This window comes from Micromonospora sp. NPDC048843 (assembly GCF_040649965.1).
GTDB classification, from domain to species: Bacteria; Actinomycetota; Actinomycetes; order Mycobacteriales; family Micromonosporaceae; genus Micromonospora; species Micromonospora hortensis.
This window is the reverse complement of record NZ_JBEZGJ010000199.1, coordinates 1-12,216: the sequence shown is the minus strand read 5'-3', so window position 1 is coordinate 12,216 and position 12,216 is coordinate 1. Positions and strand designations below refer to the sequence as shown.

Annotated in this window: 10 protein-coding genes and 2 pseudogenes; 10 read left to right on the top strand and 2 right to left on the bottom strand. The window is 71.3% G+C overall.

Annotation, left to right across the window (positions count from 1 at the left end; genetic code table 11):
- Positions 1-228, top strand: a 228-nt coding sequence (locus tag AB0C20_RS31255) for an Ig-like domain-containing protein (protein ID WP_357569326.1), incomplete at its 5' end; no start/stop codon positions are given.
- Positions 229-291: 63 nt separating this feature from the next.
- Here AB0C20_RS31255 and AB0C20_RS31250 read toward each other — a convergent pair.
- Complete coding sequence (locus tag AB0C20_RS31250) at positions 292-1,005, bottom strand: alpha/beta hydrolase (RefSeq protein ID WP_357177276.1); 714 nt, start codon at positions 1,003-1,005, stop codon at positions 292-294.
- Positions 1,006-1,114: 109 nt separating this feature from the next.
- On the opposite strand from AB0C20_RS31250, the gene AB0C20_RS31245 reads away from it, so the two are divergent.
- The 5 genes and pseudogenes from AB0C20_RS31245 to AB0C20_RS31225 form a co-directional block, all read left to right on the top strand.
- Entirely contained in the window at positions 1,115-1,780 is a 666-nt protein-coding gene (locus AB0C20_RS31245) for a DNA alkylation repair protein (protein ID WP_357177277.1), read from the top strand.
- A 75-nt stretch (positions 1,781-1,855) separates the two neighbouring features.
- Entirely contained in the window at positions 1,856-3,094 is a 1,239-nt protein-coding gene (locus AB0C20_RS31240) for an MFS transporter (protein ID WP_357569325.1), read from the top strand.
- A gap of 201 nt (positions 3,095-3,295) precedes the next feature.
- Positions 3,296-4,036, top strand: coding sequence for a hypothetical protein (locus AB0C20_RS31235; protein WP_357569324.1), 741 nt, complete (start codon positions 3,296-3,298; stop codon positions 4,034-4,036).
- A gap of 154 nt (positions 4,037-4,190) precedes the next feature.
- The gene (locus AB0C20_RS31230; protein WP_357569323.1) at positions 4,191-4,367 is read left to right on the top strand and encodes a hypothetical protein; all 177 of its coding nucleotides are present in this window, start codon (positions 4,191-4,193) and stop codon (positions 4,365-4,367) included.
- 163 nt (positions 4,368-4,530) lie between these two features.
- A pseudogene (locus tag AB0C20_RS31225) lies at positions 4,531-4,857 on the top strand (ADP-ribosylation/crystallin J1); the annotation flags it as partial.
- A 453-nt stretch (positions 4,858-5,310) separates the two neighbouring features.
- On the opposite strand, the gene murQ reads toward AB0C20_RS31225, so the two are convergent.
- Positions 5,311-6,204, bottom strand: coding sequence for an N-acetylmuramic acid 6-phosphate etherase (gene murQ / locus AB0C20_RS31220; RefSeq protein WP_357569322.1), 894 nt, complete (start codon positions 6,202-6,204; stop codon positions 5,311-5,313).
- 252 nt (positions 6,205-6,456) lie between these two features.
- Between murQ and AB0C20_RS31215 the strand changes: the two genes are divergently transcribed.
- The 4 genes and pseudogenes from AB0C20_RS31215 (at position 6,457) to AB0C20_RS31200 (ending at position 12,110) form a co-directional block, all read left to right on the top strand.
- On the top strand, positions 6,457-8,022 hold the full coding sequence (locus AB0C20_RS31215) for a sodium:solute symporter (RefSeq protein ID WP_238684050.1): 1,566 nt from the start codon (positions 6,457-6,459) through the stop codon (positions 8,020-8,022).
- A gap of 11 nt (positions 8,023-8,033) precedes the next feature.
- Complete coding sequence (locus AB0C20_RS31210) at positions 8,034-9,218, top strand: anhydro-N-acetylmuramic acid kinase (RefSeq protein WP_357569321.1); 1,185 nt, start codon at positions 8,034-8,036, stop codon at positions 9,216-9,218.
- A gap of 25 nt (positions 9,219-9,243) precedes the next feature.
- Positions 9,244-10,757, top strand: a pseudogene (locus tag AB0C20_RS31205) (FAD-binding oxidoreductase); the annotation flags it as partial.
- Positions 10,758-10,766: 9 nt separating this feature from the next.
- On the top strand, positions 10,767-12,110 hold the full coding sequence (locus AB0C20_RS31200) for a (Fe-S)-binding protein (RefSeq protein WP_357569327.1): 1,344 nt from the start codon (positions 10,767-10,769) through the stop codon (positions 12,108-12,110).
- Positions 12,111-12,216 lie beyond the last annotated feature (106 nt).

Below are 12,216 nucleotides of genomic sequence, written 5' to 3'. Positions count from 1 at the left end.
CGCTGCGCCGCCGGCCACGGGATCGCCGACGGCGACATCGACATCGTCGCCGGCCCGGGCCTCGTCCGGCCCGACACCCGGGTGGTGCCGCTCCGGGACGGCGCGGCCGTCGTCGAACTGCCGACCAACGGGGTACCCGCCGGGGTGTACCCGGTGCACGTCGCGTACTCGGGTGACAGGGTCCACGCCCCCAGCGCAGCGGTCCACCAGCGGCTGCGGGTCCGCTAGCCAACAGGCAGGGGTGGGCCGGCGACCTTTCGTCGGCCCACCGCCAGCTGTCCGTCCGGACTGTCAGCTCACGCCCCGAACCGCCTCGATGATGGTCTCGGCGACCTCGCCGGGACGGGCCACAGTCATCGCGTGCGAGCCGCCGACGACCTCGCGCTGCCCCCGGGGGTTGGCCCGCTCGGCCATGAAACGGTGCACCTCGGCAGGGATGTTCTTGTCGGCGTCCCCGAACACGAACCAACTGGGCAGCGACCGCCAGGCGGGGTCGCCGGTGAGCTTGTCGGCCAGGCCCTGCTCGGTGATCGGCCGCTGGGTCCGGGCCATCAGCGCGGCCACGTCGTCCGACGAGTCCGCGCAGAACTGCGCGTGGTACTGGTCCTGGCCGATCGCCACCTCGTTCCCGCCGGTCGACACCGGGTACTGCACCAGGGTGTCGGCGAGCGTGCTGCCGGGGAACTTCGCGGACAGCGTCATCGCCGACTCTCCGGTGTCCGGGGCGAAGGCGTTGACGTACACGAGGGCCCGCACCGAGGTGTCGCCGGCTGCGGCCTGCGTGATCACCATGCCGCCGTACGAGTGGCCGACGAGGACGACCGGACCGCCGATCCCGCGGACGACGTCCTGCACGTACGCGGCGTCGCCCGCGACGCTCCGCAGCGGGTTCGCGACGGCCACCGAGTCGTACGCGGCGCCGAGCCGCTCAAGGACACCGTTCCAGCTCGCCGACTCGGCGAACGCGCCGTGCACGAGCACGATGGTGGGCTGTGGATCAGGCATGACAGGTGCCCCCTCATTCCGTGAAGCTGTTCACCGCCGGTCGCACTGGTACGCCTGGATACCCGTTACGAGAGTGTGAAACGTCCGGCCCGACGAGCAGGAGGCTGTGATGGCTACGACGACGCTGGCCGAGGTGCTGGCCGAACTGGCCGCGCTGGAGGACCCGAAGGCACGCGAGGTGAACGCCAGACACGGTGACGATCATGGTGTGCACCTCGGCGCGCTTCGGGCGCTCGCGAAGCGGCTGAAGACGCAGCACGACCTCGCGCGCCAGCTCTGGTCGACGGGCGATGCCTCGGCGCGGCTGCTGGCAGTCCTGATCTGCCGTCCCAGGGCGTTCGAGCGGGACGAGTTGGACGTCATGGCGCGCGAGGCGCGCACCCCGAAGGTGCACGACTGGCTCGTGAACTACGTGGTGAAGAAGAGCCCGCACTCCGAAGAGCTGCGGCTGGCCTGGTTCGCCGACCCGGATCCCGTGGTCGCGAGTGCCGGCTGGGCGCTGACCACCGAACGCGTGACGAAGAAGCCCGAGAGTCTCGACCTCCCGGGGCTGCTCGATGTGATCGAGGCCGACATGAAGGACGCGCCGGATCGCCTGCAGTGGGCGATGAACCACTGCCTGGCGCAGATCGGTATCGAGCACGCCGAGCACCGCCAACGGGCGATCAACATCGGCGAACGCCTCGAGGTGCTCAAGGACTACCCCACCTCCCCCGGCTGCACGTCTCCGTTCGCGCCCACCTGGATCAGCGAAATGGTGCGCCGAGCGGGATAGGCAGTGGGTTCTCGGTCGATCCCGCATCGGCGGGGTCGACGCCGTCTCCGGCGCGCCCCTATAGTGAGTTCCATTATGGGACTTACTGCGTTCTGGCGATGGTGGGTCGCCGGCACGACCAGCCAACTCGGCTCGGCGGTCGGCACGCTGGCCCTGCCGCTGACCGCGCTGACGGTGCTCCACGCGTCGGCGTTCGAGATGGGTCTGATCACGGCGGCGGGCTACCTGGCGTACCTTCTGATCAGCCTGCCGGCGGGCGTGATCGTGCAGCGCCTGCCGCTGCGCGGCATGCAGGTCGTCCTGGATCTGGTCCGGGCCCTCGCCATCGCGTCGGTCCCGCTGGCCTGGTGGTACGACATGCTGACGGTGGCCCAGCTGGTCGCTGTCGCCCTGGTGGTGAGCTTCGCCAACGTGCTGTTCGACGTGGCGAACCAGACCTTCCTGCCGGAGATCGTGCCGGCCGTGCAGTTGCAGGCCCGCAACAGCCTCACCTCCGGCACGCACGCCGCCACCGCGCTGGGCGGGCCATCCCTGGGCGGTCTCGCGGTGCAGTTGCTGGGTGCGGTGCCGACGCTGTTCGTGGACGCCGTCAGCTACCTGCTCTCCGCCGTGCTGCTGCGCACCCTGCCGGCCCGGCGGGTGCAGCGACCGGCCGAGCGGCCGCCGATGATCACGATGATCCGCGAGGGCTGGCACTTCGTGCTCCGACACCCGATCATCGGACCGGCCATGTGGGACGCCACCGCGACGAACTTCGTCAACGGCGCCATGCTCGCCCTGTTCCCGTTCTACCTGGTGCGTGAACTGCACGCGTCGCCGCTCATGGTCGGGCTGTTGATCGCCGCCGACGGCCTCGGCGCGCTCATCGGCGCGGCGTTGACGACCCGCTTCACCGGTCGGTTCGGCACCGCACGCGGCCTGATCATCGCGGCCTTCGTCGGCGTGGTCGGCGCGCTCATCATCCCGCTGGGCACCGGCACCGCCGCGTTCCTGGCCTTCGCGGTCGGAAACCTCATCTTCGCGAGTTCCACTGTGGTGCTCAGCGTGACCACCCGCACCTACCGGATGCTCGCCAGTCCACCGGAACTGCTGTCCCGGGTGATCGCCACTGTCAAGTTCGTCTCCTGGGGCGCCATCCCGGTCGGCGGCCTGCTCGCCGGGATCCTGGCCGGGCCTCTCGGCGCCCGTACCACCCTGCTGATCTTCGGAGGGCTCACCGTGTTGTCCCCGATCATCTACCTGTCGACGCCGATCCGCCGACTGCGCGACCTGCCGCTCGACCCCACGCCGACACCCACCGAGGCCCGGGTGTGACCCGGCCTGGTGCGCTCCCGGTCTGTCCACATCGCTCACCGAGAGATATCGACAGAAGGTGTAGCCCTCGATCCAGCGGGGCAAGAACCCGCACATGGAGGGAACGGCAGGGTGCGAGGGGCAAGAACTCGGCCGGCGGCACCACACTGGTGAGCCGGACCGGGCGGGCCTGGCGACCCCGCTGCCGGCGGCATCCGTCTGATGCGGCTGAGGCACAGCCTCCCCCCGGTGGCGCTCGGCGCGGTGGCGCTCGGCGCGGCTCTGGGTGCCAATCCCGCCCACGCCGACACCCCATCGCCGTCGCGGCTCCCGCTGGTGGAGGTCGCCACCTCGCCGGCGGCCATCAGGGTCTCGGTGGCCGACGTGGTCGAGGTGGAGCTGACCGTCCCTCTGCCGCTGCCGACGGCGGTCGTGTCCCTGCCCGTGCCCCTGCCGTCGACGGACCCGCTGCCCCTGCCGTCGGCCGTTCCGCTGCCGACCCCGTCGGCCAACCCCTCCACCGCCCCGCCGAGTCGGCCGGCTCGCACCCCCTCGTCGTCACCGCAGGCCACACAGGCGTCATCCGCCTCGGCGTCCCCGATCGCACGCGTGGCCTCCCCACCACCGACGGCACCCTCGACGCGAGTGCCGGCGATGGAGACCCGAAGCGGCGCCCACGTCAGGTCCGACGGCCGGGCGTCGGAGCAGGCGCGGGCGACGGTGACCGCGGTCACCGGACAGCGGCCCAACCCGCCCGCCCGTCCCGCACCGGGGCCACCTGCGTTCGTGCTGGCGCTCGCGTCCGCACCGACCGGCGTCGGCGCCGGCGGCGCTGATCCACCCACGTCAACAGCCGAAGCTTCGCCGCCCACGTCGCCGCTGCGGCCAGGGCTCACCGTCACCGCCGTCGACAAGCGTGCTACCAGCCGTCCCGTCGAGCGGGGTCCTCCCCCACCCCAATGACTCCTGATCATCCACTCGCGTCCACGACGTTGATCAGGAGAGGTTCATGGAAATCGCCGTTATCTGGATCCCCGCCCACATCGAGCCGTCAGAGCCTGCCGTCGCGAGGTGTTTCAGTCACCTTCGCGAACACTCCTACCGATTCGCAGGAATCATGCGGGCACCCTGGGAGACCGTCGAGCAGACAATGATCGACGGGGAGGTGGATGTCGTCGTCATCGCCGACTTCGCCCACCTCCCGCCGGATCGGTCCCCCCGGATCGAGCTGGCCAGCTTCCCCGACGGCGACGCGGACGAGGACCGAACGGTTTCGGATACACAGCTCGACTGACATCAGAAGGCGCCCCGTCCGCTATGGACGGGGCGCTTCGTCGAAGTAGCAGTCTGCCGTCGTCCACGGCGTCGCGCTCATCGGCGAAGTGTCGGGGCCGAGAGGGCAGAATGTCGGGCGGTGGCATCATGCCGCCATCACCGGGACTGACAGGGAGCAGACCATCGGCAACTCCGACACGATCACGCTGTGGCGGCCCACGGGGCAGGCCGAACTGGACCTCGTGGCGGCGGCCGGCTGGCGGGGCTGGCCGCCACGCCTGCCCGACCAGCCGATCTTCTACCCCGTACTCAACCGCTGGTACGCCACGAAAATCGCCCGCGAGTGGAACGTCCCCGCCGAAGGCGTCGGTTACGTGACCCGGTTCGACGTGCGACGTTCGTACCTGGACCGCTACGAGGTGCAGCAGGCCGGTGGGCGCGATGTGCTGGAGTACTGGATCCCGGCCGGGGAGCTTGCCGACCTCAACGCCCACATCGTCGGGGCGATCATCGCGGAGGCCGAGTACCGGGGCCCAGTCGACGACGAGGAGTTCGTCGACGCGGAGAAGGCCCTGGGCCGGGCGCTGCCCGAGGCGTGGCGCACCTACCTCCAAGGCGAGTCGTGGTTTCGGCGGGGCTGGATGAGAACCGGGGCCTACGTGTGGCTCAATTCCCCGCGCGAGATGCTCGAGCTGCATGAGGCGTGGGACGAGGCCACGCTCGCGCACCCCGGTATCGCGATCATCGGCGGTGACGGCTCCAGGGAACAGCTCGTCCTCGACCTGGGCAGTGACCCCGCCCCGGTGCTGCTCGTCGACATCTCCAGCGGCGGGTGGGACAACGCCATCCGGCGAGCCGACGACGTCAGCCAGCTCATTGACCGTATCGAGGCGGGCACCTTCGCGTTCGACGTGGCGGACTGACCCGGACCGGGCAACGAGACGCCGCCGCGAACCCCCGGGTCAGGCCGCGACGGCCGCCCGGACGTCGTCGTCGGCGGCGCGCAGCCGGGCTGCGGCCTCCTCGGCGGTGCAGTTCGCCAACAGCAGCACGATGGCTGTCTTGGCATGCCCGTGCGCCGCCGCGAGCGCCCGCGCGGCCGTGTCGAGGTCGGTGTCGGCGGCCTCGGCGACGATCCGACGCGCCCGGTCGACGAGCTTCTCGTTTGTGGCGTTCATGTCCACCATCAGATTGCCGTAAACCTTGCCGAGCCGGGCCATCGTGGCGGTCGAGAGCATGTTGCAGACCAGCTTCTCGGCGGTGCCGGCCTTGAGCCGGGTGGAGCCGGTGAGCACCTCGGGGCCGGTGGGCACCTCGATGGCGACGTCGGCGTGCCGGCTGGTCACCGCGTCGGTGTTGCAGGCCACCGAGACGGTCGCCGCGCCGAGCGCTCGGGCGTGATCCAGCCCACCCACCACGTACGGGGTGCGGCCGCTGGCGGCGAGCCCGACCACAGTGTCGCGGGCGGTCAGGCCGACGGCGTCGAGGTCGGCGACGGCGCGGCTCGGGTCGTCCTCCGCGCCCTCGACGGCGACACCGAAGGCTCGTGCCCCGCCGGCGAGCAGACCGATGACCCGCTCGGGCGTCGTACCGAAGGTGGGGGGGATCTCGACGGCGTCGAGCATGCCGATCCGGCCGCTGGTGCCTGCGCCGAGGTAGATCAGCCGTCCGCCCTGACGGAGCGACGCCACTATGACGTCGACTGCGGCGGCGATGTCCGGGACGGCACGGCGGACGGCGTCGGCCACCGTCTGGTCCTCGTCGTTCATCGCGAGAAGCAACTCGGTGGGAGACATCCGGTCGAGGTCGCCGGTCTTGTCGTTGCGGGTCTCGGTGCCGAGGGTGCTGAGGTCCACGGGGTGCTCGTTCCTCTCGCTGGTGTGCAGTCGCCGGCCGGCGGGGAGACGTCCTCCGGTCGCCCGGCGGCTCGCCGTCGAGCGCGTCCTCGCGACCCGCCGCCGCGGCCAGGCCGAGGGCGCGGCTGCGAACAGTCCCCGTATCAGCAGGCTGAAACCACAGCGTAACCAGCCCGGACGGGCGGTGGCAAAAAGTTTCGCGCTAGGCTGGCCCAACGTCACTTATTGACAACCGCTGGTTGGGAGCGAGCCGTGCGTCAACTCGACCTCGTCGTGATCGTGCTGTACCTCGTGGTGATCGCCTACGTCGGACTACGCCTGTCCGGTAAACAGAAGTCCGCCAAGGACTACTTCGTGGGCGAGGGTCGACTGCCCTGGTGGACCGTCTCGTTCTCCGTGGTCGCCACTGAGACCAGCGTCCTGACCGTGATCAGTGTTCCCGGCGGCGCCTACAGCGGTCAGGGCTTCGGAAACGTCGAACTGGCCCTGGGCTATGTCATCGGTCGGGTCGTCGTGGCCGCTGTGCTCATCCCGCTCTACAAGCGGGGTGGGTTCGTCAGCGCCTACCAGTACCTCGGTGAGCGGTTTGGCCTGAAACTTCAGGGTCTGGCGTCGGTGACGTTCGTCTTCACCCGCCTGCTCGCCGAGGGCGTACGGCTGTTCGCCTCGGCCATCCCCATCAAGCTTCTTCTCGACGAGTTCGGGCTGAATGTCGGCTACCAGGCCATCATCGTCGTCCTGACGCTCATCACAGTGGTCTACACCTACCTCGGTGGCATCAAGGCGGTCATCTGGACCGACGCCATCCAGATGGGGCTGTACCTGGGCGGGGCGATCCTGGCCATCGCCGTGCTGAGCCACGCCGTCGGCTTCGACGGCTACTCGCAGGCGCTGGACGCCGGCAAGTTCCAGCTCTTCGACACCAACTTCGCCCTCTCGCACGTGCTCACCAGCCCGTTCGCCCTGCCGACCGCGATCATCGGTGGCGCGATCTTCGCGATGGCCAGCCACGGGTCGGACCAGCTGATCGTGCAGCGCATCCTGTCGACCCGCACGCTGCGCGAGGGGCAGAAGGCGATGATCTCCTCGGGCATCTTCGTGGTGATCCAGTTCGCGGCGTTCTCCCTGGTCGGCGCGCTGCTGTGGTCGTACAACAAGGGTCAGACCTTCAAGGAACTCGGCCTGGCCAGCAGCGACAACCTCTACCCGAGCTTCATCCTGCACGCCCTGCCGGTGGGCATCTCGGGTCTGCTGGTGGCCGGCATCCTTGGCGCCGCCATGGGCTCGCTCTCCTCGGCGCTGAACTCGATGTCGAACTCCACGGTCGCCGACTTCATCCACAGCTTCTTTCGCAAGGTCCCATCCGACGACGCGATGCTCCGCCTCGCCCGGGTGATGACCCTGGTCTGGGCGGTGCTGATGGCGGTCTTCGCCTGCGCGTTCAGCTCCAGCACCGGAAACGTCTACCTGACCGGTTTGACCATCGCCGGCTACACCTACGGGGCGCTGCTCGGCGCCTTCCTGCTCGGCCGTCTCGTCAAGCGGGCCAACCAGGTCGACGCGGTGATCGCCTTCCTGGTCACCGTGGCGGTGATGACCTACATCGTCCGCTACGTGAAGATCGATGTGACGACCGCCGGGACGACCACCGCCACCGCCATCGCCGCGCAGTGGCTGGTCCCGATCGGCGTCCTGATCACCCTGGTCGTCGGCGCGGTGTCCAGCCGGTTCCACCCGGCCCCGGAGACACCGTACGACCATGGACGTCGCGACGAGATCGACGACGACGCGGCGGCGACGCCAGCCGGCCGGGCGTGAAGGAGGACGTGATGCGCGTGATCGGCCTGATGTCCGGAACCTCCTACGACGGCATCGAAGCCGCCGCTGCCGAGTTCGAGATGAGCGGCGACACACTGCGGATGCGACCGCTGGGTCGGCTCAGCCACCCGTACTCCGACGAGTTGCGCACGCAGATCGCCGCGGCCCTGCCGCCGGCGGCGACCACCACCGAGGCGATCTGCGTGCTGGACACCGGCATCGGCCAGGCCTTCGCCGAGGCCGGCGTGCGGGCCCTCGCCGACCTGTGCGACGGCCACGCCGACCTGGTCGTCTCGCACGGGCAGACCATGCACCACTGGGTCGAGGACGGCACGGTTCGGGGCACCCTCCAGCTGGGTCAGCCGGCCTGGATAGCGGAGGCCACCGGCCTTCCGGTCGTGGCCGACCTGCGCAGCCGCGACGTGGCCGCCGGCGGCCAGGGTGCTCCCCTGGTCGCCCACTTCGACGCACTGCTGCTGGGTGGCCTGCCCGGCGTTCCGGCCGCGCTGAACCTGGGCGGCATCGCCAACATCACAGTCGTCGCGCCGGACGCGGACCCGCTCGCCTTCGACACCGGGCCGGCGAACGCGCTCCTCGACGCCGCCGTCCGCCACTTCAGCGGCGGCACCGAGGAGTACGACCAGGACGGGCGCGGCGCCGCCGCCGGGCAGGTGAACCCGGACCTGCTGCGGCGGCTGCTCGACGAGCCGTACTACCGGCTGCCCGGCCCGAAGAGCACCGGCAAAGAGCTGTTCCATCTGCCCTACCTGCTCGCCGCCCTCGCCGACGCGCCCACACCGGACCCGCGGGACGTGTTGGCCACGCTCACCCGACTGACGGCGGTCACTGTGGCCGGCGCCTGCCGCGACCACGGCGTCACCCGACTCGTCGTCTCCGGCGGCGGCGCACACAACCCGACGCTGATGCGCATGATCGCCGACGAGCTGCCCGGCGTCGAGCTGTCCTCCAGCGACGACCTGGGCATCGTGTCGGACGCCAAGGAGGCGCTGGCCTTCGCGCTGCTCGGCTACCTGACAGTGCACGGGCTGCCGGGCACCCTGCCCTCGGGCACCGGCGCGCGGCACGCCTCGGTGCTCGGCAGCATCACCCCCGGCCGGCAGCCGCTGCGGCTGCCGGCTCCGGCCAACACCGCTCCTGCCCGGTTGCTGGTCGTCGCGTCCCCGGTGGCCGACTGAACACCCCTCTCAGGAGGAACCGACCATGAGCACCGTCGTACCCACACCGACCGCGGCCGGCGCTCGCGCCCGCGCGGTCGCCGAGCTGCTGCGCTCGCACCTCGATGATCCGAGCCGGGCCAGCGCCGAGCTGCCCCGAAGGCTGGCGGCGGCGCACGACGCCTCGCCGTACCTCTTCGAGCCGCAGGCAGTGGTGCGCGCCGCCTCGGCCGCCGAAGTGGGGGCGCTGATGGCCGGCGCCCGGGAGGCCGGCGTGCCGCTGACCCTGCGCGGCGGCGGCACCAGCCTCGCCGGGCAGGCCGGCGGCGCGGGCGTGCTGGTCGACGTCCGCACCGACTGGCGCCACGCCGAGGTCCTCGACGACGGCCGCCGCATCCGGCTCCAGCCGGGCCTGACGATCCGGCAGGCAAACGCCCGGCTGGCCCGTTACCGACGCCGGCTCGGCCCGGACCCGGCCAGCGAGGCCGCCTGCACTGTGGGCGGCATGGTGGCAAACAATTCCAGCGGGATGACCTGCGGCACCACCGACAACGCGTACCGCACCATGGAGTCGCTGCGCTTCGTGCTCCCGTCCGGCACCGTCGTCGACTCCGGCGCCCGCGACGCCGACGACCGGCTGCGGGCCGACGAGCCCGAGCTGCACGCCGGGCTGCTGCGCCTGCGCGACCGGGTGCGGTCGACGCCGGGGTCACGGGCCACCATCGAGCGGCTGTTCGCGATGAAGAACACCATGGGGTACGGGCTGAACTCGCTGCTCGACCACAGCACCCCGGTCGAGATGCTCGCCCATCTGATGATCGGCAGCGAGGGCACGCTCGGCTTCGTGGCCGAGGCCGTCTTCCGTACCGTCGAGATCCACGACCACGCCGCCACCGGCCTGCTGATCCTGCCCGGTCTCACCGATGCCACCGACGCGCTGCCGGCCCTGCTCGCCGCCGGCGCCCGTACCGCCGAGCTGCTCGACGCTGCCGCGCTGCGGGTCAGCCAGCGCGACCCGGGTGCGAGCCCGGCCCTGCGCGGGTTGACGGTCACCGGGCACGCCGGACTGCTTGTGGAGTTCGCCGAGGACAGCGCGGAGCAGTTGGCCGCGACGCTTGCCGACGCCCGTCCCGTGCTCGACCGGCTGCCGGCCGTCACCGGCACCGAGCTGACCCGCGACCCGCGCGAGCGGGCCAACCTCTGGCACCTGCGCAAGGGCCTCTACACCGCCGTCGCCGGGGCCCGTCCGCCCGGCACCACTGCCCTGTTGGAGGACGTCGCGGTGCCGATGCCGCGCCTGACCGGCACCTGCGACGGGCTGATCCGCCTGTTCGACAGGCACGGCTACCCGGACGCGGTGATCTTCGGACACGCCCGCGACGGCAACCTGCACTTCATGCTGACCCAGTCCTTCGACACCGCGGCCGAGATCGACCGCTACGCCCGGTTCACCGACGACATGGTCGACCTGGTGCTCGCCGAGGGGGAACACTCAAGGCCGAGCACGGCACCGGTCGGGCCATGGCGCCCTTCGTCCGCCGGCAGTACGGCGACGAGCTGTACGACGTGATGCGCGAACTCAAGCGGTTGTGCGACCCGAGCGGCCTGCTCAACCCCGGTGTGCTGCTCAACGACGACCCGACAGTGCACCTGCGGCAGCTCAAGGCTGTCCCGACTGTCGACCCCGAGCTGGACGCCTGCGTCGAGTGTGGCTACTGCGAGCCGGTCTGCCCCACCGCCGACGTCACCACCACGCCCCGGCAGCGCATCGTCCTGCAACGGCAGATCGCCCTCGCCACCGCCGCCGGCGACGAGGAGCGCCGCCGGGAGCTGACAGCCGACTACGAGTACGCAGCAGTGGACAGTTGCGCCGCGGACAGCCTCTGCGTCACCGCCTGCCCGGTCGGCATCGACACCGGCGCGGCGATGAAACGGCTGCGCGCCGAGCGGCACAGCCCTCGCGCCCAGCGCACCGCCCGCACCGCCGCCCGGCACTGGCAGGCCGCCGTGACTGGCGTCCGGGTGGGACTGACCGCCGCGCACGCCGTGCCGACGCCGGTCACCCGCGCCGCCACCGGCATGATCCGTGGGCTCGGCGCCACCGATCTCGTGCCGCTGTGGAGCGGCGACATGCCGCGCGCCGGCGCGCCCCGCCCCACCCCGCGCAGCGCGCCGGACGCCCAGGCGGTGTTCTTCGCGGCCTGCGTCGGCAGCCTCTTCGCACCCGAGGACGGCTCGTCCGGCGGTTCGGCGGCGGCATTCCTGCGCCTCTGCGAACTGGCGGGGGTGCCGCTCGTCGTCCCGACCGGCACGGCCGGTCTGTGCTGCGGAACCCCGTGGCAGTCGAAGGGTTACCCCGCCGGTCACCGTGAGATGGCCGAGCGGACCCTGGCCGCGCTCTGGGCGGCCAGCGACGAGGCTCGCCTGCCCGTCGTGTGCGACGCGTCATCGTGCACGCACGGGCTGACGCAACTGACCGCCGCGCTGGCCGAGGAGGACCGGGCACGCTACGGCGCGTTGCGCTTCGTCGACAGCGTGACCTTCACCGCCGAGCACCTCCTGCCGGTGCTGCCGCAGCCCCGGCGACTGGGCTCGCTGGCACTGCACCCCACCTGCTCCACCGTGCACCTGGGCGGTATCGACGACCTGCGCGCGGTGGCCGGGGCGGTGGCCGACACCGTCACCGTGCCGGACAGTTGGGGGTGCTGTGCCTTCGCCGGTGACCGAGGGCTGCTGCACCCCGAGGTCACCGCCGGCGCCACCGCGGCGCAGGCCGCCGAGATCAACGAACGCGACCACGACGCGTACGCCTCCTGCAATCGCACCTGCGAGATGGGCATGAGCCGGGCCACCGGTCAGCCGTACCGGCATGTGCTCGAGGTGCTCGTCGAGGCGGTCGAGCCGCCGGCGTAGCCGGCGCCGTACCCATTGCAGCTCTGCGGCGGGCGGCGCAGCAATGGGTACGCACCAGGTCGTGGTGGCCCAGCTCGCGGCGGCCCGACAGGGGACGCACAAGGCC

Bases quoted from the DNA above. Each gene is read 5' to 3' on its own strand.
- AB0C20_RS31235 (WP_357569324.1), top strand. From the start codon at position 3,296: ATGCGGCTGAGGCACAGCCTCCCCCCGGTGGCGCTCGGCGCGGTGGCG.
- AB0C20_RS31245 (WP_357177277.1), top strand. From the start codon at position 1,115: ATGGCTACGACGACGCTGGCCGAGGTGCTGGCCGAACTGGCCGCGCTG.
- AB0C20_RS31200 (WP_357569327.1), top strand. From the start codon at position 10,767: ATGCGCGAACTCAAGCGGTTGTGCGACCCGAGCGGCCTGCTCAACCCC.
- AB0C20_RS31250 (WP_357177276.1), bottom strand. From the start codon at position 1,005: ATGCCTGATCCACAGCCCACCATCGTGCTCGTGCACGGCGCGTTCGCC.
- AB0C20_RS31230 (WP_357569323.1), top strand. From the start codon at position 4,191: ATGCGGGCACCCTGGGAGACCGTCGAGCAGACAATGATCGACGGGGAG.
- AB0C20_RS31240 (WP_357569325.1), top strand. From the start codon at position 1,856: ATGGGACTTACTGCGTTCTGGCGATGGTGGGTCGCCGGCACGACCAGC.
- AB0C20_RS31210 (WP_357569321.1), top strand. From the start codon at position 8,034: ATGCGCGTGATCGGCCTGATGTCCGGAACCTCCTACGACGGCATCGAA.